Here is a 26,295-nt window from a genome sequence, read left to right on the forward strand (position 1 = left end):
GGCCGCGCGCCGCCGATGCTCGCCAGGCGCCGTTCGCGCGCCCCTCGAAGAGACGAATACTCGCTATGTTTGAAAAAATCCTCATTGCCAACCGCGGTGAAATCGCGCTGCGCATCCAGCGCGCGTGCCGCGAACTCGGCGTCAAGACGGTCGTCGTCTACTCGGAAGCCGACAAGGAAGCCAAGTACGTGCGCCTCGCGGACGAAGCCGTCTGTATCGGCCCGGCCCCGTCGAACCTGAGCTACCTGAACATGCCGGCGCTGATCAGCGCCGCGGAAGTCACCGATGCCGAGGCGATCCACCCCGGTTACGGCTTCCTGTCGGAGAACGCCGATTTCGCGGAGCGCGTCGAGCAATCGGGCTTCACGTTCATCGGCCCGCGTCCGGAAACGATCCGCATGATGGGTGACAAGGTCACCGCGAAGCAGACGATGATCAAGACCGGCGTGCCGTGCGTGCCGGGCTCGGAAGGCGCGTTGCCGGACGATCCGAAGGAGATCGTCAAGATTGCGCGCACGATCGGCTATCCGGTCATCATCAAGGCGGCAGGCGGCGGCGGCGGGCGCGGGATGCGCGTCGTGCACACCGAGGCCGCGCTCGTCAACGCGGTCAACATGACCCGCGAGGAAGCCGGCCGTGCGTTCGGCAACCCTCAGGTGTACATGGAGAAGTTCCTCGAGAACCCGCGCCACATCGAAATCCAGGTGCTGTCGGACGCGTACAAGAACGCGATCTGGCTCGGCGAGCGCGACTGCTCGATGCAGCGCCGTCACCAGAAGGTGATCGAGGAAGCGCCGGCGCCCGGCATTCCGCGCCGCCTGATCGACCGCATCGGCGACCGCTGCGCGGACGCATGCAAGAAGATGGGCTACCTCGGCGCGGGTACGTTCGAATTCCTGTACGAAAACGGCGAGTTCTACTTCATCGAGATGAACACGCGCGTGCAGGTCGAGCACCCGGTATCGGAGCTGATCACCGGTGTCGACATCGTGCAGGAACAGATCCGCATCGCGGCCGGCGAAAAGCTCACGCTGCGCCAGCGCGACATCCAGTTCCGCGGACATGCGATCGAATGCCGGATCAACGCCGAAGATCCGTTCAAGTTCACGCCGTCGCCGGGCCGGATCACGTCGTGGCATACGCCGGGCGGCCCCGGCGTGCGCGTCGATTCGCACGCCTACAATGGCTATTTCGTGCCGCCGAACTATGATTCGATGATCGGCAAGCTGATCACCTACGGCGCGACGCGCGAGCAGGCGATCAGCCGGATGCGCATCGCGCTGTCGGAAATGGTCGTCGAAGGCATCCAGACCAACATCCCGCTGCACCGCGAGCTGATGATCGACGCGAAGTTCGTCGAAGGCGGCACCAGCATCCATTACCTCGAAAACCGGCTCGCGCAGAAGCAGCAGGTCGCACCGGAAGAAGCGTAAGCATGAGTTATCGCGAACTCGTCGTCGAACTGGCCCGCGAGCATGCGGAGGCCCTGTCCGACGCACTGCTCGATCTCGGCGCGCTGTCGGTGTCCGTCGAAGATGCCGACGCCGACACGCCCGACGAACAGCCGCTCTTCGGCGAGCCGGGCCTCGTGCCCGATCGCACCGCGTGGCAGCACTCGCGCGTGGTCGCGCTGCTGTCGGCCGACCACGAGCCGGCCGTGCTGCTCGCGGCGGCCGCGAACGAGATCGGCCTCGCCGAGACGCCGAAGTTCGTCGTGCGTGAAGTCGAGGAGCAGGACTGGGTGCGGCTCACGCAATCGCAGTTCGAGCCGATCCCGATCGGCGAGCGGATCTGGGTCGTGCCGTCGTGGCACGATGCGCCCGATCCCGACGCGCTCGTCCTCGAGCTCGACCCTGGCCTCGCGTTCGGCACCGGCAGCCACCCCACCACCCGTCTGTGCATGGAGTGGCTCGAGCAGTCGGTGAAGCCCGGCCAGTCGGTGCTCGACTACGGCTGCGGCTCGGGCATTCTCGCGATCCTCGCGAAAAAATGCGGGGCGACCCCCGTGATCGGCATCGACATCGATCCGCAGGCTGTCGAATCGGCGCGCCAGAACAGCGAACGCAACCGGGCGGAAGTCACGTACGGGCTGCCCGATGCATGCCCGGACGGCGAATTCGACATCGTCGTCGCGAACATCCTGTCGAACCCGCTGAAGCTGATGGCATCGATGCTCGCGTCGAAGGTCAAGCCGGGCGGGCGCATCGCGCTGTCGGGCGTGCTCGCTCGCCAGGCAGACGAAGTCGCTGCCGTTTATGCACGCTACGTCGACATCTCGGTCTGGCGCGAACACGAAGGTTGGGTATGCCTTGCCGGAACCCGCCGCGAAAGCCATTAGAATAGCGCTGTCCTTCACTCTGGCCAGCAGGCCGCCCGGCTCGACATGCTTCTTGCGACGCGCTGCCCTCATTGCGAAACCGTCTTCCGGCTGCAGCAGGAACAGCTCTCGCTGCATCAGGGGCTCGTGCGCTGCGGGCATTGCCACGAAGTCTTCAACGCCGCCGAATCGCTCGTTCCCGAGTACGCGCAGCAGCCCGAACCGGCGCTGACCGAACCGGCTGCCGCGCCGGACAGCGGCGACACGCACCAGCAGGCCGCGCCGGCCCGGTTGTTCACCACCGACACGCCGCCCGAATTGCCGACCGGCACCGATTACAAGCCGGAAGGCTGGGACATGTGGGCGCCGTGGCTCGACGCCGGCGTCGATCCGTCGCTGCAGCACAGCGTCGAGACCGTGCGCACCGAGCCGCTGATACCGCTCGCGCTCCCGTCCACGGAAGCCGGCGTCGTTCATCTGTCGGGTACGCCCGCGCCGTTCGCGTCCTCCCCGGCCGAACTCGATTCGTCGACTGCCGTCGAGCAACCGGCGGAACCGCATTCGCCGCAGGCGCAACACGCACCGCACGAAGCCGAAGAAGCCGCGCCCTCGCCCGCGCCGATCGAGCGCGACCCGCGCGAGCCTCGCTTCGTCGCCCACCTTCCGTCGGAAACCGACACCGCCGCCGAGCCGGCCGAACCCGTCGTCACGCACTTCGCCGCGCCGGACGACGAACGCGTGCCGCGCGAACCGCGTTTTGCGTTCACGCCCGCGCCGGCCGTCACCGAAACCGCATCGGAACCCGGCACCTTCGGCCGACACGACACGGCCCCGCCCGCAGGGGCAGCCGATGAACCGGTCGCGCAACCGGCCGCCCAGCCGGTCGTCCAACCGGTCGCCCCATTCCCCGCCGCACTGTCCGACGATGATCGCCCGCACTTCGCCGTCACGCGCGAGGCGCGCGCGCCGCAGCGACGCGGGATGCTCGGCGGCTTTTTCGGCGGGCTCGTCGCGGCCGCGCTGGTCGGACTGCTCGCCGCGCAACTGGCGTGGTGGCAGCGCGAAACGCTGATGATCTACTGGCCCGTCACGCAAGGGTGGTTCCGGCAGGCCTGCGCGCCGCTCGGCTGCACGGTCACGCCGCCGCGCGCGATCGACGGGCTGCGGCTCGACGCGACCGACCTGCGCCAACTCGACGGCCCGCGCGAGCTCGAACTGAAGGTGCCGTTGACGAACCGCTACCGCGTCGCGCTCGCGTATCCGTCGCTCGAACTCACGCTGCTCGACGACACCAATCACGTCACCGTGCGCCGCGTGCTCGCGCCGCGCGATTACGTACGCCCGGGCACGCCGATCGACGCCGGGCTGCCGCCCGGCACGACGCAGACGATGGTCGTCCGCCTCGAAACGAACGGCACGCCCGCCTCGAATTTCCGCGTCCAGATCTTCTATCCGTGACGCGCCGCGGCGCGCTTGCGCGCCCGTCTCAACCCGCGCGCCCGAGCGGCGCGCTATTTCGGAGCACGAACATGAGCAAAGTTACGCTGGGTGGCAACCCGATCGATCTCGCCGGCACGTTCCCGGCCGTCGGCGCACAAGCCGCCGATTTCAAGCTGGTCGGCAAGGACCTCGCCGACCTGTCGCTCGCCAGCTTCGCCGGCAAGCGCAAGGTGCTGAACATCGTGCCGAGCCTCGACACGCCGACCTGCGCGACGTCGACCCGCAAGTTCAACGAAGCCGCGTCGTCGCTCGACAACACGGTGGTGATCGTCGTGTCCGCCGACCTGCCGTTCGCCGCCACACGCTTCTGCACGACCGAAGGCCTCGCGAACGTCGTGACGGCATCGACGTTCCGCACCGGCCGCGCGTTCGCGAACGCGTACGGCGTCGACGTGACGAGCGGCCCGCTGAACGGCCTGACCGCACGCGCGGTGGTCGTGCTCGACGCGCAGGACAAGGTGATCCACGCGGAACTCGTCGGCGAAATCAAGGACGAGCCGAACTACGATGCAGCGCTCGCCGCGCTGAAGTAAGCTTTCATCCGCTTTCCCCTGCCGCGCCGCGCCCTTCGCGCGGCGTTGTCGCGCAGGGCCCCTCATTTCTACAGGAACGCACACCTTGGCTACGTTGATTTGCGGCTCGATCGCCTACGACTCCATCATGACCTTCGAAGGGCGGTTCCGCGAGCACATCCTGCCCGACCAGGTGCACCTCATCAACCTGAGCTTCCTCGTGCCGACGATGCGCCGCGAATTCGGCGGCTGCGCGGGCAACATCGGATACGCGCTGCACCTGCTCGGCGGCGATGCGCGCATCATGGGCACGATGGGCGCGCTGGATGCGCAGCCGTATCTCGACCGGCTCGACCAGCTCGGCCTGCGCCGCGACCACGTACGCGTGCTGCCCGATACGTACACCGCGCAGGCGATGATCACGACCGATCTCGACAACAACCAGATCGCGGCGTTCCACCCGGGCGCGATGATGCAGTCGCACCTGAACCACGCGGGCGACGCACCGGACATCAAGCTCGCGATCGTCGGCCCGGACGGCTTCGACGGGATGGTGCAGCACGTGGAAGAGCTCGCCAAGGCCGGTGTGCCGTTCGTGTTCGATCCGGGCCAGGGTCTGCCGCTGTTCGACGGTGCGACGCTGCGCCGCAGCATTGAACTTGCGACCTACGTAGCGGTCAACGACTACGAGGCCAAGCTGGTGAGCGACAAGACGGGATGGTCCGAAGATGAAATCGCCAGCCGGGTCGACGCCCTCGTCATCACGCGTGGCGAGCACGGCGCGATCATCCGCCACAAGCAGGGCGCGGAGCAGATTCCGGTCGTGCCGGCCGAGCGTATCGCCGATCCGACCGGTTGCGGCGACGCCTTCCGGGGCGGCCTGCTGTACGGCATCGAGCATGGGCTCGACTGGGCAACCACCGGCCGCCTCGCGAGCCTGATGGGCTCGCTCAAGATCGCCCATCAAGGGCCCCAGACTTACGTACTGACGCGCGCCGAAATCGACGCACGCTTCGAGACTGCATTCGGTTACAGTCTCAAATGAATATTGTGGGAGAGCAAAGATGTTGACGAAAAAAACCCTCACGCTCGCGGCCATGCTGACGGCCACGCTGACCCTCGCCGGCTGCTTCACGGCACCCGGTTCGGCGGATGTCTATAGCGTCGGCCAGGCGCAGCGCGAACAGACGGTCCGCATGGGCACGGTCGAAAGCGTCCGTGCGGTGCGCATCCAGTCCGACGGCGGCGGCAGCGCGATCGGCACGCTCGGCGGCGGCGCACTCGGCGCGGTCGCGGGCAGCGCGATCGGCGGCGGCAAAGGCTCGATCCTGACGGCGATTGCCGGCGGCCTCGTCGGTGCGGTCGCAGGTAACGCGGTCGGCGAAAACCTCAGCACGGCGAACGGTGTCGAAATCACCGTGCGCCTCGACAACGGCGATCTGCGCTCGATCACACAGGCAGCCAGCGGCGAAGCGTTCCGCGCCGGCGAGCGGGTCCGCCTGCTGTCGAGCGGCGGCGTCACGCGCGTCACGCACTAACCGATATCCTCAGCACGCGGCGCAAGCCGCGGTCGAACGCATGTGCGAAGCCGCACATGCGTTTTTTTTCGTCCGCCCGTTTTCGTCCGCGCTCGCGTCGGCAAGCTGACCGGCGCCTCATCGATGACGCGTGCGGACGAAAAAAATCCCGCCACCTGAGCCAGATGGCGGGATTGATTGAGTAGCGCTACTCAACCCGCGGACACCACGTGAGTGTCCGGGTGATGCTGCTCAGCCGCGATTATGGACGGCTGCCGGTCGGGAACGGCCATGCTGCTGCCGGGTTGAGCGCGGTCTTCACGCCCGATGCCGGCGCAACCGATGCGGTCGACGCGGTCGTTGCCGGCGCAGCCTTCTTCACGACGGCCTTCTTCGGCGCAGCAGCCTTCTTCGCCGGAGCGGCAGCCGTCTTCGCAGGGGCAGCCTTCTTGGCGGGCGCAGCCTTCTTCGCGGCAGCCTTCTTCGCAGGCGCGGCCTTCTTGGCAGCAGCCTTCTTCGCCGGCGCAGCCTTCTTCGCAGCAGCCTTCTTCGCCGGTGCGGCCTTCTTCGCAGCAACCTTCTTCACTGCGACTTTCTTGGCTGCAACCTTCTTCGCGGCGGCCTTCTTCGCCGGTGCTGCCTTCTTTGCAGCAACCTTCTTCACCGCGACTTTCTTCGCTGCGACCTTCTTGGCTGCAACCTTCTTCGTTGCGACCTTCTTCGTTGCGACCTTCTTTGCAGCGGCCTTCTTAGCCGGTGCTGCCTTCTTCGCGGCAACCTTCTTCACCGCGACCTTCTTCGCAGCAACCTTCTTCACTGCGGCCTTCTTCGCCGGCGCAGCAGCCTTCTTCGCAACGGTCTTCTTGGCAGCAACCTTCTTAGCAGCCGGTTTCTTCTTGGCAGTAGCCATGTTGTTCTCCTTCAGGTTCAGATGAGAGTCAGTTCAAACTACACCCTTCGTCAAAACCCGCTTCCCGCGGACGCTGTTCAGGACGTGCGCTTCGAAGCGGGCTATTCATCGGCGTACGCAGATACCGCGCGCTTACGCTAATGAATACGGTATGGCGCGCGTGACCACCCGGCCTCGCGCGCCAAATCAAGTCGGTAGCCGGCGCACCTCGCACCGCTACCCCTAATCGCTTGATCAAGCGGACCGCCACACGGCCGTCCGCTTTTTCCGGAGGGAAGTTTGCCCATCCCACTGAAGGGTTCGCAAAGTGCCTGTCGTATCGTTGGGCCGTTAAGGCACCGGGCATGCTTTGCATCAGGCGTTCTTGCTCCTAAACCTTGGGCCGGGGCCGAGAGGCCACCGGCTGCTCCATCATGTAACGGGTTCGCTGCTGCGGGTTATTCCCAAGACAGCGCGCCCCCCGTCTGATACTCGATCACACGCGTCTCGAAGAAGTTGCGTTCCTTCTTCAGGTCGATCATCTCGCTCATCCACGGGAACGGGTTTTCCTCGTTCGGATACAGCGGGTCGAGGCCAATCTGCTGGCAACGGCGGTTGCTGATGAAGCGCAGATAGCTCTTGAACATCGACGCGTTCAAACCCAGCACGCCGCGCGGCATCGTGTCCTCGGCGTAGCGGTATTCGAGTTCGACAGCCTGCTTGAACAGCTCGCGGATCTCGGCGCGGAATTCGGCGGTCCAGAGATGCGGGTTCTCGAGCTTGATCTGGTTGATCAGGTCGATGCCGAAGTTGCAGTGCATCGACTCGTCGCGCAGGATGTACTGATATTGCTCCGCAGCACCCGTCATCTTGTTCTGGCGGCCGAGTGCGAGGATCTGCGTAAACCCGACATAGAAGAACAGGCCTTCCATGATGCAGGCGAACACGATCAGCGACTTAAGCAGCTTCTGATCCGCTTCGAGCGTGCCGGTCTTGAAGGCCGGGTCCGTCAGCGTATGAATGAACGGGATCAGGAATTCGTCCTTCGCGCGGATCGACGTGACCTCGTGATACGCGTTGAAGATCTCGCCTTCGTCGAGACCGAGCGATTCGACGATGTATTGGTACGCGTGCGTGTGGATCGCTTCTTCGAACGCCTGGCGCAGCAGGAACTGCCGGCACTCGGGCGCCGTGATGTGGCGGTACGTGCCGAGCACGATGTTGTTCGCCGCGAGCGAATCGGCCGTCACGAAGAAACCGAGGTTGCGCTTCACGATGCGGCGCTCGTCCTCGGTCAGACCGTTCGGGTCCTTCCACAGTGCGATGTCGCGGGACATGTTGATTTCCTGCGGCATCCAGTGGTTCGCGCAACCGGCCAGATACTTTTCCCACGCCCACTTGTACTTGAACGGTACCAGCTGATTGACGTCAGTCTGGCCGTTGATGATGCGCTTGTCGGCGACATTGACCCGCGCTTCCGTACCGCCGGCGGGAACAGCGGATGCTTGCGGCGGCACCGCAAGATCGCCTTCGAAAATGTCACGGACCTGATGGGCGGCAGGCGTTGCAGCCTGCATTCCGACAGCCATCCCGGCGGAGGTGCGCATCGCGTTTTGCTGCGCTCCGCTCGCGGGGGTTACGGCAGTCTTCTCGTCATCCCAGTTGAGCATAAATTCTCACCATCAATTTAGAACGGTTTGTACCATCTTTTCCTGAGCGATAAAAGGGTTCGCTCACGAAAAATCCTTTTTTCGATTCGCGTTGCGACCTCGATACAACACTTTGAGCAACGCATCGTCGTTCATGCAGCGCGCGACGTGAGTCGCGCTTGTATCGCGAGGTGCGCTCGACGCATCGAACGCTGATCGAAACGCGACGTCGTCGGGGAGGTTTCGATCGCTTGTCATTGCCTGCAACGCAGGTGTCGCGTTACAGATTCCTTATCATTTTTTTAGTTGAGAGCAGCGCACACTTCAACCTCGATCGGTCGTCGTGTGCGCCGCCCGAGCCTGCTTCTCAGGTCAGGCGCACTGCGTTACTGGCACGCTTCGCACTCGTCGAAGCCGGGGTCGCCCGGACGCATCGTGCACACCGGGCCGTCTGCTTCGACCGGCGCGAGCGCCGCTGCAGCGTTGACCGCGCCCGACGATGCAGCGCCGCCTGCCGCACCGAAGCCGCCCGCCGCGCCTTGCGCGCCGCCGCTGCTCGAGCCGCCGCTGCCTGCACCGCCCGTCGGCACTGCGTTCAGCGCGCCGTGTGCGACCGTCGACTTCTCGACGTGCGTCGCCGCCATCGTGCGGAGGTAGTAGGTCGTCTTCAGGCCGCGCAGCCATGCGAGCTTGTAGACCTCGTCGAGCTTCTTGCCCGATGCGCCGCCCATGTAGATGTTCAGCGACTGCGCCTGGTCGATCCACTTCTGGCGACGCGATGCCGCTTCGACCAGCCACGTCGGGTCGACCTCGAACGCGGTCGCGTAGATCGCGCGCAGGTCGGCCGGGATGCGGTCGATGCGCGACAGCATGCCGTCGAAGTACTTCAGGTCGGCGACCATCACTTCGTCCCACAGGCCGCGTTCCTTCAGGTCGCGGACGAGATACTCGTTCACCACCGTGAATTCGCCCGACAGGTTCGACTTCACGTACAGGTTCTGGAAGGTCGGCTCGATACAGGCCGACACGCCGATGATGTTCGAGATCGTCGCCGTCGGCGCGATCGCGACGCAATTCGAGTTGCGCATGCCGTGCGTGGCGATCCGCGCACGCAGCGCCGTCCAGTCGAGCGATTCCGACGTATCGACCTCGACGTAGCCGCCGCGCGCTTCGGCCAGCAGCTTCAGCGTGTCCTGCGGGAGGATGCCGCGATCCCACAGCGAGCCGCGGTAGCTCGAGTAGCGGCCGCGTTCTTCGGCCAGCTCGGTCGACGCGTGGTACGCGTAGTAGCAGACGGCTTCCATCGAACGATCGGCGAACTCGACCGCCTCTTGCGACGCGTACGGCGTACGCAGCAGGTGCAGGCAGTCCTGGAAGCCCATGATGCCCATCCCGACCGGGCGGTGCTTCAGGTTCGAGTTACGCGCCTTCGGCACCGCGTAGTAGTTGATGTCGATCACGTTGTCGAGCATGCGCATCGCGACGCTGATCGTGCGCTTCAGTTTGTCGTGGTCGAGCGCGTAGCTGCCGTCGGCCTGCTTCACCAGGTGGGCGACGAGGTTCACCGAGCCGAGGTTGCACACCGCGATTTCGGTGTCGCTCGTGTTCAGCGTGATTTCCGTGCACAGGTTCGACGAGTGGACGACGCCGACGTGCTGCTGCGGCGAGCGCACGTTGCACGGATCCTTGAACGTGATCCACGGGTGGCCCGTCTCGAACAGCATGCCGAGCATCTTGCGCCACAGCTGCGCCGCCGGGATCTTCTTGAACAGCTTGATCTCGCCGCGCGCGACCTTGTCTTCGTAAGCCGTGTAAGCCTTCTCGAAATCGGCGCCGAACTTGTCGTGCAGGTCCGGGCAGGTCGACGGCGAGAACAGCGTCCAGTCGCCGCCTTCCATCACGCGCTTCATGAACAGGTCGGGAATCCAGTTCGCCGTGTTCATGTCGTGCGTACGGCGACGGTCGTCACCGGTGTTCTTGCGCAGCTCCAGGAACTCCTCGATGTCGAGGTGCCACGATTCGAGGTACGCGCAGACCGCGCCCTTGCGCTTGCCGCCCTGGTTCACCGCGACGGCCGTATCGTTCACGACCTTCAGGAACGGCACCACGCCTTGCGACTTGCCGTTCGTGCCCTTGATATGCGAGCCGAGTGCGCGCACGCGCGTCCAGTCGTTGCCGAGGCCGCCGGCGAACTTCGACAGCAGCGCGTTTTCCTTCAGCGCTTCATAGATGCCGTCGAGATCGTCCGCGACCGTCGTCAGGTAGCACGACGACAGCTGCGAGCGGTGCGTGCCCGAGTTGAACAGCGTCGGCGTCGAGCTCATGAAGTCGAAGCTCGACAGCACGTTGTAGAACTCGATCGCGCGCGTTTCGCGGTCGATCTCGTTCAGCGACAGACCCATTGCGACGCGCATGAAGAATGCCTGCGGCATTTCGATGCGGGTGCCTTCGACGTGCAGGAAGTAGCGGTCGTACAGCGTCTGCAGGCCGAGGTAGCCGAACTGCAGGTCGCGGTTCGCGTCGAGCGCTTCGCCGAGGCGCTTCAGGTCGAACTGCAGCAGCTTGTCGTCGAGCAGGCCGGCGTCGACGCCGCGCTTCAGGAACTGCGGGAAATATTCGGCGTAGCGGGTCGACATCTCGGCCTGCACGACTTCCTCGCCGAGGATCTCGCGGCGGATCGTGTGCAGCAGGATGCGGGCCGTGACCTGGCTGTACGCCGGATCCTTTTCGATCATCGTGCGCGCAGCGAGGATCGCCGAGTCGTAGACCTGGCTCATCGGCACGCCGTCGTACAGGTTCTTCACCGTCTCCGCGACGATCGGATCAGGGTTAACCGCAGCGCCGAGGCCATCGCATGCCGACACGATCAGCGCACGCAGCGCGTTCTGGTCGAGCGGGCGCGTGACGCCGTTGTCGACGACGTTGATGCCGGTGGCCGACTCGCCGCCCGCTGCCGCCGCTTCCTCGCCCGCATGCTGGCGCTCGAGGTGACGCTTCTCGCGATACAGCACGTACGCACGCGCGACGTTGTGCTCGCCGCCGCGCATCAGCGCGAGTTCGACCTGATCCTGGATGTCTTCGATATGGAACGTACCGCCGTTCGGGCGGCTGCGCACGAGCGCGCGCACGACGTTGTGCGTCAGTTGTTCGACCTGCTCGCGTACGCGCGCCGATGCCGCGCCCTGCCCGCCGTTGACGGCCAGGAAAGCCTTGGTCACCGCGATCGCGATCTTCGAAGGTTCGAACGACACCACGCTGCCGTTGCGGCGGATCACCTTGTAGTCGGCGAACGTGGCCTGCGGCGCGAGCGCCTTCGCGCCCTGTTCGGTCCCGCCGAGCGGACGGCTCGAGGCGCTCTCGTACTGGGACGTCGCGTTGTCGGTGGTTTGCATGTGCAAAGCTCCTGGTGTTGGATGGTGCGGAGAGAACCGCGGATTAAAACGAACGCTGCGCAATGCGGTGCGCGAGCGGTAAGAGGCGAGCGATGCGCCGGGGAAGCCGGTTCGGTCGATGCGCGACAACCCAGCCGGTCGTGTGCTTCGTCATGTATACCCTGCCCCGTCGATGTTCGCTGCGCTGATCGCGACGCCCGGACCGCCCGGCCTGACGCGCCGCCCTGAGAACCCTGTCCGCCGGCGTTGCCCGCCGGCCGGTGCCGCTCGGGTTTCCCCCTGCGACACACACTATATCTAGTACAGAACCGCTCAACTGGCACCAAGTATAGTGGACATTCGGAGGACGTCCAAACGGATAATTTGCGATAGAGGTCTTGACATCGCTCACGCGCAGACACGGCAAGGCATTGGTCGGAGAAAAAACTTTCTCCGCTCAAAAAACCCCGCGATCAGTGCTGACGGAAAGGAAAGTATTCGGCGGAAAAACCGGCATCGCTCGCGAAGCGTTGCCAATCGAAATGCGGGCCCGGGTCGGTCTTGCGGCCCGGCGCGACGTCCGAGTGCCCCGCGAACGCGTCGACCGGGTAGCGCGCGGCGAGCGCGCGGGAGAGCGCGGCGAGCACCGCGTATTGCGCATCGTCGAACGGCACGTCGTCCGCGCCCTCGAGCTCGATGCCGATCGAGAAGTCGTTGCAGCGCGCGCGGCCGAAGAACTCGGACGAGCCTGCATGCCATGCGCGCTCGTCGCACGACACGAACTGCACGAGTTCGCCGCCGCGGCGAATCAGGAAATGGGCGGACACGCGCACGCCGCGCAGGTGGCTCTGGTAATAGGGGTGCGCATCGCAGTCGAGACGATTCAGGAACAGCGCCTCGATCGCGTCGCCACCGAATTCGCCGGGCGGCAGGCTGATGTTGTGAACGATCACGAGCGTCGGCACCGCTCCCGCGGGCCGCTCCTCGAAGTTCGGCGACGGCGCATGGCGCGCTTCGCGCACCCAGCCGTTCGCGTCGACCGACAACACCGGCGCGTCGCTCATCGTGCGTCGCGACCGTTCACGCGCGCGGCGTGGCGCTGCGCATGCTCGGCGCTGCAGAAGTATTCGCCGCTCGCGGCAATAGCATCGCCCTTCGGCGCATGCACGCCGCATTCGGCGCAGCGCACCATCGGCTCGGGCAGCGACCGCGCGTCGCCGTTCGGGCGCGCGGCACCCGCACCGGCGCCAGCGCCGGGCGCCCCGTCGTAACCGGCGCCGCGGCCGGCGCGCGCCTGCGCCTGTTCCTGCGCGTGACGCAGCTTGCGCGCGAGCCACGAACCCGCGAAGAAGAGAAGGATCAGGAGAAGAATCTGTCGCATCGGAAACCTGCGGTCAAACCACGGAACGGTGCAGCAGCACCTCGAACACGAACCGGCTGCCGACATACGCGAGCAGCAGCGCGGCGAACGACACGAGCACCCAGCGCGCGGCGCCGCGGCCGCGCCAGCCCGACGTCTTGCGGGCCACCAGCAGGCCGCCGAACATCAGCCACGACAGGATCGCGAACACCGTCTTGTGGTCGAGCCGCAGCGCGCGCGCGTCGACCTGCTCGCTGAACAGGATGCCCGACGCGAGCGTCAGCGTCAGCAGCACGAAGCCGGCGCCGATCAGGCGGAACAGCAGCTTCTCGAGCGTGAGCAGCGGCGGCAGCGTTTCGAGCCAGCTCGCGATCCAGCCGGTCGAGCCGTCGCGCCCGCCGCTCCTAAGCGACTGCAGGCGCCGCTCCACCATCAACATCAGGACCGCGTGCAGCGCGGCGATCGCGAAGAGACCGTACGCGATGTTCGCGATCAGGAAATGCAGCTTGAACAGCGGTGCCGCGGCATAAGGCAGCACCCGCACGCCGCCGAACACGAGCGGCAGCAGCGACGCGCCGCACGCGAGCGGCAGCACCAGCAGGCGCAGGCTGTCGAGCGGGAAGAAAAAGCTCTCGATCCAGTAGATGCCGGCGCCGAGCCAGAACATCGCGGACAGCGCGAACGCGAAGCCGAACACCATCGCGTCGTTCGGAAAGATCGTCATGTGGAGCAGCACGCCGTGCGCGAGCAGCGCGGCGAACAGCAGCGCGCGGCCGGCCCCGCTCATCCCGGACGCGGCCGACGCGGGGACCGGCACGGCCGGCACGCTCGCGACGAGCGGCGTCGCGCCCTGACGGTGCGTGCGCCAGCCTGCGACGGCGAGGCCGCCGTACAGGAATGCGGTGAGGGCATACAGTACAATATCCATGTTCGAAGTTTACACTAGGCCCCCTTCCCGCGACGGCTCCCTTTTGTTCGGTTCCGCCGCGCCTTCGGGCCCCACTGTCCATCGCTCCCCATGCTCGACAATCTCACTCAACGGATGGCGCGCGTCGTCAAGACGCTGCGCGGCGAGGCCCGGCTCACCGAGGCGAACACGCAGGAGATGCTCCGCGAGGTGCGTCTCGCGCTGCTGGAAGCCGACGTGTCGCTGCCGGTCGTCCGCGAATTCATCGCCAAGGTCAAGGAAAAGGCGCTCGGCGAAGAAGTGATCAGCAGCCTGTCGCCGGGTCAGGCGCTCGTCGGCGTGGTCCAGAAGGAACTGACCGCCGTGATCGGCGGCGACTACGAAGGCAAGGCCGCCGAGCTGAACCTCGCGGTCACGCCGCCCGCCGTGATCCTGATGGCCGGCCTGCAGGGCGCCGGCAAGACCACGACCGTCGGCAAGCTCGCGAAGCTGCTGCGCGAGAAGTACAAGAAGAAGGTGCTGACCGTGTCGTGCGACGTGTATCGCCCGGCCGCGATCATGCAGCTGAAAACGGTGACCGAGCAGGTCGGCGCCGACTTCTTCCCGTCCACGCCGGACCAGAAGCCCGTCGACATCGCGCTCGCCGCCGTCGACTGGGCGAAGCGCCACTACCATGACGTGCTGCTCGTCGACACGGCCGGCCGCCTCGGCATCGACGAGGCGATGATGCAGGAAATCGCCGCGCTGCACGGCACGCTGAAGCCGGCCGAAACACTGTTCGTCGTCGACGCGATGCTCGGCCAGGACGCGGTCAACACCGCGAAGGCGTTCAACGACACGCTGCCGCTCACCGGCGTCGTGCTGACCAAGCTCGACGGCGACTCGCGCGGCGGCGCCGCGCTGTCGGTGCGCCACATCACGGGCAAGCCGATCAAGTTCGTCGGCGTCGCCGAGAAGCTCGACGGCCTCGAGGTGTTCCACCCGGACCGGATGGCGAACCGGATCCTCGGCATGGGCGACATCCTCGCGCTCGTCGAGGAAGCGCAGCGCGGCGTCGACGTGCAGGCCGCGCAGAAGCTCGCCGACAAGGTCAAGAAGGGCGGCGATTTCGACCTGAACGATTTCCGCGCGCAGATCTCGCAGATGAAGAACATGGGCGGCCTGTCGTCGCTGATGGACAAACTCCCCGCGCAGTTCCAGCAGGCGGCGGCCGGCGCCGACATGGGCCAGGCCGAAAAGTCGATCCGCCGGATGGAAGGCATCATCAGCTCGATGACGCCCGCCGAGCGCGCGAAACCCGAAATCATCAAGGCGACGCGCAAGCGCCGCATTGCAGCCGGCGCGGGCGTGCCGGTGCAGGAAGTCAACCGGATGCTGAACCAGTACGACCAGATGCGTACGATGATGAAGAAGCTGAAGGGCGGCAACATGCAGAAGATGATGCGCGGCCTGAAGGGCATGATGCCCGGCATGCGCTGATTTCGTCCGTCGGCCGGCGCGCGGGTTTTTGCCGTAGCGCGCGCCGGCCGTTCTGCTTCATTCTTATTTGTATACCGACTGCCCGCCAGAACACATGAACCGCGAAGAAGCCCTCCACATTTTCGACCACTCCGAAGAGATCGTCTCGGCCGACGCCGTCAACGCGTCGATCTCGAAGATGGCCGACGCGATCCGCGCCGAGATCGGCGACGCGTTCCCGCTCGTTCTCTCGGTGATGGGCGGCGCCGCGGTGTTTACCGGGATGCTGCTGCCGCATCTCGATTTCCCGCTCGAATTCGACTACATCCACCTGACCCGCTACCGCAACACGACGCAGGGCAGCCCGGAGATGCACTGGCGCGTCGCGCCGCGCGAATCGGTGAAGGACCGCATCGTGCTCGTACTCGACGACATCCTCGACGAAGGCGAGACGATGGCCGCGATCCGCGACCGCATCCTCGACATGGGCGCGCAGCGCTTCATGTCGGCCGTGCTCTGCGAGAAGACGCTCGCGAAGGCGAAACCGCTGCACCCCGACTTCTGCGGCTTCTCGGTGCCGGACCGCTACGTGTTCGGCTGCGGGATGGATGCGAAGGGCTACTGGCGCAACCTGCCGACGATCCGCGCGCTGACCGCGAACGTCTGATCGCCGCCCGGCCTGCTATATAAATGGAAAGCGGCGTTCCGGTTGCCCGGAGCGCCGCTTTTTTTCGTGCGCGTGCCGCCTGCTTTATAACTGGTGCACGAACGCGCGGATGCCGGCCAGCAGCATCTCGACCGAGATCGCGACCAGCACGAGCCCCATCAGCCGCTCGAACGCCGCGACCGTCCGCTCGCCGAGCCACTGCTGAATCCGCTCGGCCAGCACCAGCGTGATCGCGCAGACGATCATCGTGACCGTCAGCGCCCCGACCCACTCGAGCATCTTGCCGGGCGCCTGCGACGTCATCAGCATCACCGTCGCGAGCGCGGACGGCCCGGCCAGCGCCGGGATCGCGAGCGGCACGATGAACGGCTCGCCGCCCGCACGGGGATCGCTGCCGAGCGCGCCGTCCGGATGCGGGAAGATCATCCGCAGCGCGATCAGGAACAGCACGATCCCGCCGCCGAGCCGCAGCGACAGGTCGGTGAGGCTCATCATCCGCAGGAAGCGGTCGCCGACCAGCATGAAGAACAGCAGGATCACGAACGCGATCCCCACTTCGCGCAGGATCAGCTTCACGCGCCGCTCGCGCGGCACATCCCGCATCGCCGAAATGAACAGCGGGATGTTGCCGAGCGGATCCGTGATCAGCACGAGGAGCACGGTGGCCGACAGGAACGTGTATTCCATCGTGTCGCCCGGTCGCCGCGCTTAGTGCGCGAGCGCGGCGCGGATCTTCTCGGCGACCGTCGCCGCGGCCGTGTCGGCCGGCAGCAGCGTCGCTTCGGCGTCGCGTCGGCCCTGGTACTCGATCTTGCCTTCCTTCAGGCCACGCTCGCCGATCACCAGACGATGCGGCACGCCGATCAGCTCCCAGTCGGCGAACATCACGCCCGGGCGCTCGCCGCGATCGTCGAGGATCACGTCGATACCGGCCGCGACGAGTTCCGCGTACAGCTTGTCGGCCGTCTCGCGCACCATGTCGCTGCGGTCGTAGCCCATCGGGCACAGCACGACCTCGAACGGTGCGATCGACTCGGGCCAGATGATCCCCTTGTCGTCGAAGTTCTGTTCGATCGCCGCGCCGAGAATGCGCGTGATGCCGACGCCGTAGCAACCCATCAGCATCGGCTGCGGCTTGCCCGACTCGTCGAGGAACGTCGCGCCCATCGCTTCCGAGTACTTGGTGCCCAGCTGGAACACGTGGCCGACTTCGATGCCGCGGCAGATGTCGATCGCGCCCTTGCCGTCCGGCGACGGGTCGCCCTTCTTCACGTTGCGCACGTCGGCGACGTCCGGCTCCGGCAGGTCGCGGCCCCAGTTCACGCCCGCGATGTGATAGTCGACCTCGTTCGCGCCGACGACGAAGTCGCTCATGTTCGCGACCGTGCGGTCCGCGATCACCTTCACGGGCTTCTTCGTGCCAACCGGGCCGAGGTAGCCCGGCGGCGTGCCGAACCATTCGACGATTTCCTGCTCGGTCGCGAAGCGGTGGTTCTTCAGGCCCGGCAGCTTCGACACCTTGATCTCGTTCAGGTCGTGATCGCCGCGCAGCATCACGAGCCAGATGGTCGGCTCGGCGCCTTCGTTGTCGGTCGCGAGCACGATCGACTTGATCGTGCGCTCGAGCGGGATCGACAGCAGTTCGGCGACGGCCTCGCACTTCGCCTTGCCGGGCGTCGCGACCTTTTGCATCGCTTCGGCGGGCGCCGCGCGCTCGGCAATCAGCGGCAGCGCTTCGGCGGCCTCGACGTTCGCCGCGAATTCGGACGTCGGGCAATAGGCGATCGCGTCCTCGCCGGTATCGGCGATCACGTGGAATTCGTGCGAGAAGTTGCCGCCGATCGAGCCGCTGTCGGCCGCCACCGCGCGAAACTCGAGGCCGAGGCGCGTGAAGATGCGCACGTACGCGTCGTACATCTTGCGATACGACTCGTTCAGGCCAGCCGCATCCTTGTCGAACGAATACGCGTCCTTCATGATGAATTCGCGGCCGCGCATCACGCCGAAGCGCGGGCGGATCTCGTCGCGGAACTTCGTCTGGATCTGGTAGAAATTCACCGGCATCTGCCGGTAGCTCTTGATCTGGTTGCGCGCGATGTCGGTGACGACTTCCTCGTGCGTCGGCCCGATCACGAAATCGTTGTCCTTGCGGTCCTTGAAGCGCAGCAGCTCGGGGCCGTACTGCTCCCAGCGGCCCGACTCCTGCCACAGCTCGGCCGGCTGCACGGCCGGCATCAGCAGCTCGATGGCGCCCGCCCGGTTCATTTCCTCGCGCACGATCGCCTCGACCTTGCGAATCGAACGCAGGCCGACCGGCAGGTAGTTGTAGATGCCGCCGGCGACGCGACGGATCATGCCGGCGCGGACCATCAGCTTGTGGCTGACGATCTCTGCGTCGGCGGGTGCCTCTTTCAGGGTGCCGATAAAGAAACGGGAAGCTTTCATGCGGACGGTTCCAAAAACGGCGCCCCCAGGCGGGGCGCCCGAAAAAGTTTCAAGGTGAAAAAGCTGCGCGCGGCGAACAACGAGGGACGACGATGGCGCAGACGACGTAGCAGACTAATCAGGGACAATTCAGCCGGTGTACCCCGCGCGGATTCGCTCCGTCACGGTGCGCAGCGCCCGTTATCTGTTTATAATCAAAGCAATTTTAAAGGATTCGAAGGTGGTTGTATGCTGGATCGTGAAGGCTTTCGCCCGAACGTCGGCATCATCCTCTTGAACGCGCGCAACGAGGTGTTTTGGGGCAAGCGGCTCCGCGAGCATTCCTGGCAGTTTCCTCAAGGTGGGATCAAGTACGGCGAGACCCCCATGCAGGCGATGTACCGGGAACTGCACGAGGAAACGGGCCTGCATCCGGAACACGTCAAGATAATCGGCCGCACTCGCGACTGGTTGCGTTACGAGGTGCCTGACAAGTTCATCAAACGCGAAGTACGCGGTCATTACCGCGGCCAGAAGCAGATCTGGTTCCTGCTGCGGATGGTCGGACGCGATTGCGACATTTGCTTGCGCGCGACCGACCACCCGGAGTTCGATGCGTGGCGCTGGAACGAGTACTGGGTGCCGCTCGATGCGGTGATCGAGTTCAAGCGGGATGTCTATCAGTTGGCGCTGACGGAACTGTCGCGCTTCCTGCGCCGCCCGGCGCAGCGAGCCGAGAAGCCGCGCGGGCCGCGTGTGTCGCGCTATCCGCGCGTCATTGGCGCACAGGCCCAGACGCTGACGATTGTCGACACATCGGTAGTCTGTTCGGAGATCGAAGTGGAAGCGAGCACGCTCGACGAGATGCCGCCCCACGTGATCGTCGGCAAATGACGAGTCGGACTGCATGACCGGGCGCGACCTTGGTGTCGCGCCCTTTTTTTACGAGGAATGCATATTGAAAGCGATTGCTCTCGCGCTCGCATCGATCGCCGCGATGGCCGCCCTGGCCGGCTGCGCGAACTCGAAAGCGCCGTCCAACAAGGACGACAGCGAGTTCGTGTACCTGCTCGACCGTCAGGGAACCTGGAAGGAAAACGCCGTCGACACGCTGCCGCCGCTGCCGCAAACGGGCGATCTGCTGCCGTTCAACGTGTCGCAGAACACGCCGCTCAAGTTCTTCGTCGATGCGAAGTCGCTCGAGGTCGGCACCGACGGCGTCGTGCGCTACGCAGTCGTCATCACGAGCCCGGCCGGTGCACGCAACGTGAACTACGAAGGCATCCGCTGCGACACCTACGAATGGCGCCAGTACGCCGGCCTGAACGCCGACCACAACGGCTGGGATCGCACGGTGGAAAACGACTGGCGGCGCATCGAGAACGGCGAGCTCAACGCCTACCACTCCGCGCTCTACCAGGACTACTTCTGCTCGAACAAGATGCCGCAGGGCTCGACCCGGCAGATTCTCGAAAACATCCGGTTCCACCGCACCGCGATGACGCAGTTGCGCTGACGGCACGCGATGCGGGCCGCCCGCATCGTCCGCCGCACAAAAAAGCCCGCATCGCGCGGGCTTTTTCATTTGAACGACGAAACCCGGCCGGCGATTACACCAGCACGAGGTTGTCGCGATGAATCAGTTCGGGCTCCAGCATGTAGCCAAGCACGGCCTCGATCTCGCCGCTCGGCTTGCGGTGAATCAGCTTCGTTTCCGCGCTGCTGTAGTTCGTGAGCCCGCGCGCCACCTCGCGCCCGTCCGGGCCGACGCACGCGATCACTTCGCCGCGCGCGAACGCGCCCTGCACGTCGATCACGCCGATCGGCAGCAGGCTCTTGCCGCCGGCCGTCAGCTTCTCGACCGCGCCCGCATCGATCACGACGTGGCCGCGCACCTGCAGATGGTCGGCCATCCATTGCTTGCGTGCCGCCATCCGCGCGGTACGTGCGATCAGTTGCGTGCCGATCGCCTCGCCGGCCGCCAGCCGGACGAGCACGTCGGCCTCCCGGCCGCTCGCGATCACGGTGTTCGCGCCGCTGTGTGCCGCGCGCTTCGCCGCGAGGATCTTCGTCAGCATCCCGCCGCGGCCGAGACTCGAACCAGCCCCGCCCGCCATCGCCTCGAGCTCCGGCGCGCCCGCATTGGCCTCGCCGACGAGCGTCGCATTCGGGTCCTTGCGCGGATCGGCCGTGAACAGCCCCGACTGGTCGGTGAGGATGATCAGCGCATCGCCTTCGATCAGGTTCGCGACGAGCGCCCCGAGCGTGTCGTTGTCGCCGAACTTGATTTCGTCGGTGACGACCGTGTCGTTCTCGTTGATGATCGGTACGACGCCGAGCCGCAGCAGCGTGAGCAGCGTCGAACGCGCGTTCAGGTAGCGCTCGCGATCCGCCAGATCGGCGTGCGTGAGCAGGATCTGCGCGGTGCGGATGCCGTGCTCGGTGAAGCGGCTCTCGTAGACTTGCGCGAGCCCCATCTGCCCGACCGCGGCGGCGGCTTGCAGCTCGTCGATTTCCCGCGGCCGCTTGCTCCAGCCGAGCCGCTGCATGCCTTCGGCAATCGCCCCCGAACTGACGAGCACGACTTCCTTGCCCTGCGCACGCAGCGCAGCGATCTGGGCTGCCCAGCGGCCGATTGCAGCATGATCGAGCCCCTTGCCGTCGTTGGTCACGAGGCTCGAGCCCACTTTCACCACCAATCGCTTCGAATCCGCGATGATCGAACGCATCCTGCACTGTCTCCTGTATCTGATGCCTGCCCGGCCGGGCGCGATTGAACGCCAACGCCGGGCGGCACGCCCGGCGCGTTAGCAAACGTTCAGGCGTCGTCGCCCGGCGTCGCACCGCCCTTCGCCGGCGGCGCATCGCGGAAACGCACGTCGGCCGCGAGATCCTCCGCCTCCGCCGCGCGATGCGCGTCCGAATGTTCGGAGAGGTAGTCGTAGATCGCATAGCACAGCGCTTCGCAGCCCTGGCCCGTCAGTGCCGAGATCTCGAACACGGGGCCGTCCCAGCCGAAGCGGTCGAGGAAATCCGCGACGCGCGCCTCGCGCTCGTCTTCCGGCACCATGTCCAGCTTGTTGAGCACCAGCCAGCGCGGCTTCTCGTAGAGCGCCTCGTCGTACTTGCGCAGCTCGCCGACGATCGCCGTCGCTTCCGCGACCGGATCGACGCTTTCGTCGAACGGCGCGAGATCGACCAGATGCAGCAGCACGCCGGTGCGCTGCAGGTGACGCAGGAATTGATGCCCGAGGCCCGCGCCTTCGGCCGCCCCTTCGATCAGCCCCGGGATATCGGCGATCACGAAGCTCTTGCTCGGGCCGACCCGCACGACGCCGAGATTCGGCGCGAGCGTCGTGAACGGGTAGTCGGCGATCTTCGGCTTCGCGTTCGACACCGACGAGATGAAGGTCGACTTGCCCGCGTTCGGCATGCCGAGCAGGCCGACGTCGGCGAGCACCTTCAGCTCGAGCTTCAGCATGCGCCGCTCGCCCGGCTTCCCGTCCGTCTTCTGGCGCGGCGCGCGGTTCGTGCTCGACTTGAAATGCAGGTTGCCGAGACCGCCGGCGCCGCCCTGCGCGAGCATGACCTGCTGGTCGTGCTCGGTCAGGTCGGCGATCAGCTCGCCCGTATCCATGTCGCTGATGATCGTGCCGACCGGCATGCGCAGCGTGACATCGTCGCCGCCCTTGCCGTAGCAATCCGAGCCACGGCCGTTTTCGCCGTTGCGCGCGAGGTGCTTCTTCGCGTAACGGTAGTCGATCAGCGTGTTGATGTTGCGGTCGGCAATCGCGTAAACGCTACCGCCCCGGCCGCCGTCGCCACCGTCCGGCCCGCCGAACGGGACGAATTTCTCGCGGCGCATCGACGCGCTGCCATCGCCTCCGTCGCCGGCGATGACTTCGATTCGTGCTTCGTCAATGAACTTCATTCGTCACTCCGCCCAGTATTTCCGCTATTGTGCCGCGCGCCGGCACGCTTGAACAATCTGCCGTTCGGCCGATCGTACGCCGGTTGCGCGAGGGTCGCCGGCCCGCACTTGCGGGCGGCGACCAATAAAAAAGGCCCCGCGAAGACTGCGGGGCCTTTCGGCTACGAAGCCCGTGGGTGCCTGACTTAGGCAGCCGCCGGGACGACGATGACCAGATGCTTCTTGTCCGCGCCCTTCGTCGCGAACTTGACGTGACCGTCGACCAGCGCGAACAGGGTGTGATCCTTGCCCATGCCGACGTTCTCGCCTGCGTGCATACGCGTACCGCGCTGACGCACGATGATGCCGCCGGCATTGATTGCCTGGCCGCCGTACACCTTCACGCCGAGACGCTTCGACTCGGAGTCGCGGCCGTTCCGGGAAGAGCCGCCTGCCTTTTTGTGTGCCATCTGATTGCTCCTTTACCGAGGCGCTTACGCGTTGATCGCGTCGATGCGCAGCTCAGTGTAGTTCTGGCGGTGGCCGCCGTGCTTTTGGTAGTGCTTCCGGCGACGCATCTTGAAGATGGTGACCTTGGCATGACGACCGTGCGACACAACGGTGGCCTTGACGGAAGCCCCACTGACCAGCGGCGTACCGAACTTAATCGATTCGCCTTCGCCCACTGCGAGAACCTGGTCGAGCGTGATTTCAGCGTCAATGTCAGCCGGTATCTGTTCTACTTTGAGTTTTTCGCCAACGGCAACCTTGTACTGCTTGCCGCCGGTTTTTATGACCGCGTACATTGAGAACCTCACTCTGGATCCAATTTTTCCGCACACCACGCGCGGAAAACACGTGATTATACATGGGGTTAGCACCGAAGTCAAAACCGATCGACGATAACCGCGCGCGGGCCTCTGCCGGACGGCCAAAATCGCGCTGCCGGCACGGCTGACAGACCGGCATATCGCGGATTCGACTTATAATCCGCCGCATCACCCAATTCCATCATCATGTCGTCGTCCACCGCCTCCCCCACCCTCAGCGCCGCCCACCTGCTCGCCCCGATCACCAGCGACATGGAGCAGGTGAATCGCGTTATCCGGCAAAGCCTCGCGTCCGACGTGCTGCTGATCAACCAGATCGCCGAGTACATCATCGGCGCGGGCGGCAAGCGGCTGCGTCCGGCGTTGCTGCTGCTCGTCGCCGGCGCGCTCGGCGAAACGTCGCACCAGCGGCACGTGCTGGCCGCCGTCGTCGAGTTCATCCACACGGCCACGCTGCTGCATGACGACGTCGTCGACGAATCCGAACTGCGCCGCGGCCGCCAGACCGCCAATGCGCTGTTCGGCAACGCGGCGAGCGTGCTGGTAGGCGATTACCTCTACTCGCGCTCGTTCGAGATGATGGTCGGCGTCGGCAAGATGCGCGTGATGGAGATCCTGTCCGAAGCGACGACGATCATTTCCGAAGGCGAGGTGCTCCAACTCCTCAACATGCACGACGCGGACGTCGACGAAACGCGCTACATGCAGGTGATCCGCTACAAGACGGCGAAGCTGTTCGAGGCATCGGCGCGCTTGGGCGCGGTGCTCGCGGGCGCCGATGCGCCCACCGAGGCCGCCGCCGCCGAATACGGCCGCCGGATCGGCACCGCATTCCAGATCATGGACGACTGGCTCGACTATGCCGGCACCGCCGAGGCGATGGGCAAGAATGCCGGCGACGACCTGCGCGAAGGCAAGCCGACGCTGCCGCTCATCTATCTGATCGAACGCGGCACCCCCGAACAGTCGGCGCTCGCACGCGAGGCGATCGAACAGGGCGGCACCGATCGCTTCGACACGATTTTCGAAGCGATCACGCGCTCGGGTGCGCTCGATCACACGCTCGAATGCGCACGTCAGGAAGCGCAGGCGGCGGCAGCGGCGATTGCCGCGTTCCCCGACTCGATCTACAAGGAAAGCCTGCTCGGGTTGTGCTCGTACTCGACGTCGCGGCAGTCATGAACACGCCGCGAACAGGAAGCAATGCTCTGTCTCGAAAATTTTCTTCGGCAAAGTATTCCCTTTTAGAAAAAACATCGTTATAGTTACGTTCTTGCTTGAGACGACGCAGAAATCTTCACGAAGACGGCGAAGTCCGAAGAGCAAAAATCGGGGTGTAGCTTAGCCTGGTAGAGCGCTACGTTCGGGACGTAGAGGCCGGAGGTTCGAATCCTCTCACCCCGACCAGATTTAAAAAAACCGTGCACCGTGTGCACGGTTTTTTTTCGTCCGGCCGCCGCGAGCCCCTCGTGTCGCGCGCGACACATCGCGGTCGCCGGCCTCTGCTATATTTCCCCCATCCCTGTCCTTCACTGCCCTTTCCAACGCGTGGACCAAATTCCCTTATGGGCGCAAATCGGCGCCGTCTTCCTGCTTCTCCTCTGTTCCAGCTTCTTTTCCATTTCCGAGACCGCGATGATGGCGCTCAATCGCCATCGGCTGAAGCACCTCGCCGGTCAGGGCGCACTCGGCGCGAAAACCACGCAGGGACTGCTCACGCGCACCGACTTGCTGCTCAGCGTGATCCTGATCGGCAACAACCTGTTCAACACGATCATTCCGGTCCTCACGACGTCGCTCGCGCTCCATACGTTCGGCCGTAACAACCTCGCGCTGTCGATCGCGACCGGCGTCGTCGCGTTCCTGATCATCGTGTTCGCGGAAATCGCGCCGAAGATCGTCGGCGCGACGTTCCCCGAACGCATCGCGCTGCCGGCGAGCCTCGTGATCGCCCCGCTGATGCGCGTGTTCAAGCCGGTCGTCTGGTTCGTCAACGCGCTCGCGAACGGCGTGCTGTGGGTACTGCGCATCAACACGAAGAAAGGCCGCGACCAGCGGATGTCGGCCGACGAGTTGCGGGCCATCGTGCTCGAATCGAGCAGTTTCATGCCGACCAAGCACCGCAGCATCCTGCTCAACCTGTTCGACCTCGAGAACATCACGGTCGACGACGTGATGGTGCCGCGCCGCCAGATCGAGTCGCTCAACTTCTATGCGCCGCTCGACGACATCCTGCATCAGCTCGAAACCTGCTACCACAACCGTCTGGTCGTCTACGAAGGCGACATCGACAAGGTGCTCGGGGTGCTGCACGTGCGCAAGACGCTCACCGCGCTGCACAACCAGGATTTCGACCGCGAGACGCTGCGCACGCTGCTCGCCGAGCCGTACTACGTGCCGTCCGGCACGCCGGTGGTCCAGCAGCTCCAGTTCTTCCAGGAAACGCGGCAGCGCACCGCGCTCGTCGTCAACGAGTACGGCGAACTCGAAGGGCTCGTCACGCCCGAGGACATCATCGAGGAGCTGATCGGCGAATTCACGACGTCGATGCCGCGCAGCGAACGTGCGGGCGGCTGGGACGAGAACGGCGAATGCATCGTCTCGGCCAGCATGCCGCTGCGCGAGCTGAACCGCTGGTTGCACCTGAAACTGCCGACCGATGGGCCGAAGACGCTGAACGGACTGGTTCTCGAGATCCTCGAGGAAATTCCGGAAGACGACGTGTGCCTGAAAATCGACGACGTGATGCTCGAAGTGATGCGCAGCGACGATCAGGCAGTACGCACCGTCAAGCTCTTCAAGCCGCGCGGCGCGCGCACAGGACGCGCCGCCTCACGCTAGGGCCTGTTCACGCCAATAACGGTCTTGCGAACGTGCCTTTCCGCCCGTCCCCCAAGGGGACTTCCTTTGGGCGCGTGCAAGAAGTAAGGCGCGCCGTTTGGCCGTGCCAAACAAGCGACGCACGACGCCGCCATGCGGGCGGA

Annotated in this window: 25 protein-coding genes and 1 tRNA gene; 13 read left to right on the top strand and 13 right to left on the bottom strand. The window is 65.3% G+C overall.

The features are described 5' to 3' along the window. Window positions 1-65 precede the first annotated feature (65 nt). From accC to HWX07_RS13540, 6 genes are all read left to right on the top strand, one after another. Entirely contained in the window at window positions 66-1,433 is a 1,368-nt protein-coding gene (gene accC / locus HWX07_RS13515; protein ID WP_011544530.1) for an acetyl-CoA carboxylase biotin carboxylase subunit, read from the top strand. A 2-nt stretch (window positions 1,434-1,435) separates the two neighbouring features. Next, window positions 1,436-2,338, top strand: coding sequence for a 50S ribosomal protein L11 methyltransferase (gene prmA, locus HWX07_RS13520; protein WP_175876555.1), 903 nt, complete (start codon window positions 1,436-1,438; stop codon window positions 2,336-2,338). A 45-nt stretch (window positions 2,339-2,383) separates the two neighbouring features. Next, window positions 2,384-3,775 (top strand): zinc-ribbon and DUF3426 domain-containing protein, encoded by a 1,392-nt coding sequence (locus tag HWX07_RS13525; RefSeq protein WP_175876556.1) that lies wholly within the window; start codon window positions 2,384-2,386, stop codon window positions 3,773-3,775. A 71-nt stretch (window positions 3,776-3,846) separates the two neighbouring features. Further along, the gene (gene tpx / locus HWX07_RS13530) at window positions 3,847-4,350 is read left to right on the top strand and encodes a thiol peroxidase (protein ID WP_006476975.1); all 504 of its coding nucleotides are present in this window, start codon (window positions 3,847-3,849) and stop codon (window positions 4,348-4,350) included. 85 nt (window positions 4,351-4,435) lie between these two features. Continuing rightward, entirely contained in the window at window positions 4,436-5,374 is a 939-nt protein-coding gene (locus HWX07_RS13535; protein WP_006476976.1) for a carbohydrate kinase family protein, read from the top strand. A 19-nt stretch (window positions 5,375-5,393) separates the two neighbouring features. Further along, complete coding sequence (locus tag HWX07_RS13540) at window positions 5,394-5,867, top strand: glycine zipper 2TM domain-containing protein (RefSeq protein ID WP_006476977.1); 474 nt, start codon at window positions 5,394-5,396, stop codon at window positions 5,865-5,867. Between the two features lie 241 nt (window positions 5,868-6,108). On the opposite strand, the gene HWX07_RS13545 is transcribed toward HWX07_RS13540, so the two are convergent. From HWX07_RS13545 to ccsA, 7 genes are all read right to left on the bottom strand, one after another. Beyond that, window positions 6,109-6,756: a histone H1-like DNA-binding protein gene (locus tag HWX07_RS13545; protein WP_084044092.1), complete on the bottom strand. Its 648-nt coding sequence runs from the start codon at window positions 6,754-6,756 to the stop codon at window positions 6,109-6,111. 28 nt (window positions 6,757-6,784) lie between these two features. Further along, a complete protein-coding gene (locus HWX07_RS13550) occupies window positions 6,785-7,111 on the bottom strand; it encodes a hypothetical protein (protein ID WP_175876557.1) in 327 nt (108 codons plus the stop codon). Between the two features lie 82 nt (window positions 7,112-7,193). After that, window positions 7,194-8,405, bottom strand: coding sequence for a ribonucleotide-diphosphate reductase subunit beta (locus tag HWX07_RS13555; protein ID WP_012327871.1), 1,212 nt, complete (start codon window positions 8,403-8,405; stop codon window positions 7,194-7,196). Window positions 8,406-8,770: 365 nt separating this feature from the next. Then, a complete protein-coding gene (locus tag HWX07_RS13560) occupies window positions 8,771-11,776 on the bottom strand; it encodes a ribonucleoside-diphosphate reductase subunit alpha (RefSeq protein ID WP_011544523.1) in 3,006 nt (1,001 codons plus the stop codon). 452 nt (window positions 11,777-12,228) lie between these two features. Next, a complete protein-coding gene (gene ampD, locus HWX07_RS13565; protein ID WP_175876558.1) occupies window positions 12,229-12,819 on the bottom strand; it encodes a 1,6-anhydro-N-acetylmuramyl-L-alanine amidase AmpD in 591 nt (196 codons plus the stop codon). Continuing rightward, the gene (locus HWX07_RS13570) at window positions 12,816-13,136 is read right to left on the bottom strand and encodes a PP0621 family protein (protein ID WP_077179096.1); all 321 of its coding nucleotides are present in this window, start codon (window positions 13,134-13,136) and stop codon (window positions 12,816-12,818) included. The genes ampD and HWX07_RS13570 overlap by 4 nt, the downstream gene beginning before the upstream one ends. A gap of 13 nt (window positions 13,137-13,149) precedes the next feature. After that, complete coding sequence (gene ccsA, locus HWX07_RS13575) at window positions 13,150-14,043, bottom strand: cytochrome c biogenesis protein CcsA (protein WP_012327868.1); 894 nt, start codon at window positions 14,041-14,043, stop codon at window positions 13,150-13,152. 90 nt (window positions 14,044-14,133) lie between these two features. Between ccsA and ffh the strand changes: the two genes are divergently transcribed. Both ffh and HWX07_RS13585 read left to right on the top strand, forming a co-directional pair. Next, entirely contained in the window at window positions 14,134-15,501 is a 1,368-nt protein-coding gene (gene ffh / locus HWX07_RS13580; protein WP_012327867.1) for a signal recognition particle protein, read from the top strand. A gap of 94 nt (window positions 15,502-15,595) precedes the next feature. Continuing rightward, window positions 15,596-16,147, top strand: coding sequence for a hypoxanthine-guanine phosphoribosyltransferase (locus tag HWX07_RS13585; protein WP_006489240.1), 552 nt, complete (start codon window positions 15,596-15,598; stop codon window positions 16,145-16,147). Between the two features lie 84 nt (window positions 16,148-16,231). Here the strand turns inward: HWX07_RS13585 and HWX07_RS13590 are convergent, their stop codons facing one another. Both HWX07_RS13590 and HWX07_RS13595 read right to left on the bottom strand, forming a co-directional pair. Continuing rightward, on the bottom strand, window positions 16,232-16,834 hold the full coding sequence (locus HWX07_RS13590; protein WP_011694138.1) for a MarC family protein: 603 nt from the start codon (window positions 16,832-16,834) through the stop codon (window positions 16,232-16,234). A 21-nt stretch (window positions 16,835-16,855) separates the two neighbouring features. Next, window positions 16,856-18,592, bottom strand: a complete 1,737-nt coding sequence (locus tag HWX07_RS13595) for a proline--tRNA ligase (RefSeq protein ID WP_175876559.1) — start codon at window positions 18,590-18,592, stop codon at window positions 16,856-16,858. Between the two features lie 228 nt (window positions 18,593-18,820). On the opposite strand from HWX07_RS13595, the gene HWX07_RS13600 reads away from it, so the two are divergent. Beyond that, a complete protein-coding gene (locus tag HWX07_RS13600) occupies window positions 18,821-19,465 on the top strand; it encodes an RNA pyrophosphohydrolase (RefSeq protein WP_006476994.1) in 645 nt (214 codons plus the stop codon). A 13-nt stretch (window positions 19,466-19,478) separates the two neighbouring features. Next, the gene (locus HWX07_RS13605) at window positions 19,479-20,087 is read left to right on the top strand and encodes a CNP1-like family protein (protein WP_054927340.1); all 609 of its coding nucleotides are present in this window, start codon (window positions 19,479-19,481) and stop codon (window positions 20,085-20,087) included. 94 nt (window positions 20,088-20,181) lie between these two features. Here HWX07_RS13605 and proB read toward each other — a convergent pair whose 3' ends face one another. The 4 genes from proB to rplU form a co-directional block, all read right to left on the bottom strand. Continuing rightward, window positions 20,182-21,300, bottom strand: coding sequence for a glutamate 5-kinase (gene proB / locus HWX07_RS13610; protein WP_054927339.1), 1,119 nt, complete (start codon window positions 21,298-21,300; stop codon window positions 20,182-20,184). A gap of 89 nt (window positions 21,301-21,389) precedes the next feature. Then, a complete protein-coding gene (gene obgE / locus HWX07_RS13615; protein ID WP_006476998.1) occupies window positions 21,390-22,502 on the bottom strand; it encodes an Obg family GTPase CgtA in 1,113 nt (370 codons plus the stop codon). A 185-nt stretch (window positions 22,503-22,687) separates the two neighbouring features. Next, window positions 22,688-22,951, bottom strand: a complete 264-nt coding sequence (rpmA, locus tag HWX07_RS13620; RefSeq protein WP_006476999.1) for a 50S ribosomal protein L27 — start codon at window positions 22,949-22,951, stop codon at window positions 22,688-22,690. Between the two features lie 24 nt (window positions 22,952-22,975). After that, a complete protein-coding gene (rplU, locus tag HWX07_RS13625) occupies window positions 22,976-23,287 on the bottom strand; it encodes a 50S ribosomal protein L21 (RefSeq protein ID WP_006025184.1) in 312 nt (103 codons plus the stop codon). A gap of 210 nt (window positions 23,288-23,497) precedes the next feature. Between rplU and HWX07_RS13630 the strand changes: the two genes are divergently transcribed. The 3 genes from HWX07_RS13630 to HWX07_RS13640 all read left to right on the top strand — a co-directional run bounded on the left by HWX07_RS13630 (window position 23,498) and on the right by HWX07_RS13640 (window position 26,152). After that, window positions 23,498-24,493, top strand: coding sequence for a polyprenyl synthetase family protein (locus HWX07_RS13630; RefSeq protein WP_011544516.1), 996 nt, complete (start codon window positions 23,498-23,500; stop codon window positions 24,491-24,493). Window positions 24,494-24,641: 148 nt separating this feature from the next. Continuing rightward, window positions 24,642-24,718: transfer RNA gene (locus HWX07_RS13635), tRNA-Pro, on the top strand. A gap of 141 nt (window positions 24,719-24,859) precedes the next feature. Next, a complete protein-coding gene (locus HWX07_RS13640) occupies window positions 24,860-26,152 on the top strand; it encodes an HlyC/CorC family transporter (RefSeq protein ID WP_041491943.1) in 1,293 nt (430 codons plus the stop codon). The last annotated feature ends 143 nt before the right edge of the window (window positions 26,153-26,295 follow it).

Source organism: Burkholderia sp. BCC0097 (genome assembly GCF_902832985.1).
Classification (GTDB): Bacteria; Pseudomonadota; Gammaproteobacteria; order Burkholderiales; family Burkholderiaceae; genus Burkholderia; species Burkholderia orbicola.

Bases quoted from the DNA above. Each gene is read 5' to 3' on its own strand.
- ffh (WP_012327867.1), top strand. From the start codon at position 14,134: ATGCTCGACAATCTCACTCAACGGATGGCGCGCGTCGTCAAGACGCTG.
- HWX07_RS13630 (WP_011544516.1), top strand. From the start codon at position 23,498: ATGTCGTCGTCCACCGCCTCCCCCACCCTCAGCGCCGCCCACCTGCTC.
- HWX07_RS13555 (WP_012327871.1), bottom strand. From the start codon at position 8,405: ATGCTCAACTGGGATGACGAGAAGACTGCCGTAACCCCCGCGAGCGGA.
- accC (WP_011544530.1), top strand. From the start codon at position 66: ATGTTTGAAAAAATCCTCATTGCCAACCGCGGTGAAATCGCGCTGCGC.
- HWX07_RS13560 (WP_011544523.1), bottom strand. From the start codon at position 11,776: ATGCAAACCACCGACAACGCGACGTCCCAGTACGAGAGCGCCTCGAGC.
- rplU (WP_006025184.1), bottom strand. From the start codon at position 23,287: ATGTACGCGGTCATAAAAACCGGCGGCAAGCAGTACAAGGTTGCCGTT.
- HWX07_RS13545 (WP_084044092.1), bottom strand. From the start codon at position 6,756: ATGGCTACTGCCAAGAAGAAACCGGCTGCTAAGAAGGTTGCTGCCAAG.
- HWX07_RS13550 (WP_175876557.1), bottom strand. From the start codon at position 7,111: ATGCAAAGCATGCCCGGTGCCTTAACGGCCCAACGATACGACAGGCAC.
- HWX07_RS13570 (WP_077179096.1), bottom strand. From the start codon at position 13,136: ATGCGACAGATTCTTCTCCTGATCCTTCTCTTCTTCGCGGGTTCGTGG.
- prmA (WP_175876555.1), top strand. From the start codon at position 1,436: ATGAGTTATCGCGAACTCGTCGTCGAACTGGCCCGCGAGCATGCGGAG.
- HWX07_RS13605 (WP_054927340.1), top strand. From the start codon at position 19,479: ATGACCGGGCGCGACCTTGGTGTCGCGCCCTTTTTTTACGAGGAATGC.
- tpx (WP_006476975.1), top strand. From the start codon at position 3,847: ATGAGCAAAGTTACGCTGGGTGGCAACCCGATCGATCTCGCCGGCACG.
- ampD (WP_175876558.1), bottom strand. From the start codon at position 12,819: ATGAGCGACGCGCCGGTGTTGTCGGTCGACGCGAACGGCTGGGTGCGC.
- HWX07_RS13525 (WP_175876556.1), top strand. From the start codon at position 2,384: ATGCTTCTTGCGACGCGCTGCCCTCATTGCGAAACCGTCTTCCGGCTG.
- HWX07_RS13540 (WP_006476977.1), top strand. From the start codon at position 5,394: ATGTTGACGAAAAAAACCCTCACGCTCGCGGCCATGCTGACGGCCACG.
- HWX07_RS13600 (WP_006476994.1), top strand. From the start codon at position 18,821: ATGCTGGATCGTGAAGGCTTTCGCCCGAACGTCGGCATCATCCTCTTG.
- ccsA (WP_012327868.1), bottom strand. From the start codon at position 14,043: ATGGATATTGTACTGTATGCCCTCACCGCATTCCTGTACGGCGGCCTC.
- HWX07_RS13590 (WP_011694138.1), bottom strand. From the start codon at position 16,834: ATGGAATACACGTTCCTGTCGGCCACCGTGCTCCTCGTGCTGATCACG.
- obgE (WP_006476998.1), bottom strand. From the start codon at position 22,502: ATGAAGTTCATTGACGAAGCACGAATCGAAGTCATCGCCGGCGACGGA.
- HWX07_RS13585 (WP_006489240.1), top strand. From the start codon at position 15,596: ATGAACCGCGAAGAAGCCCTCCACATTTTCGACCACTCCGAAGAGATC.
- rpmA (WP_006476999.1), bottom strand. From the start codon at position 22,951: ATGGCACACAAAAAGGCAGGCGGCTCTTCCCGGAACGGCCGCGACTCC.
- HWX07_RS13595 (WP_175876559.1), bottom strand. From the start codon at position 18,592: ATGAAAGCTTCCCGTTTCTTTATCGGCACCCTGAAAGAGGCACCCGCC.
- proB (WP_054927339.1), bottom strand. From the start codon at position 21,300: ATGCGTTCGATCATCGCGGATTCGAAGCGATTGGTGGTGAAAGTGGGC.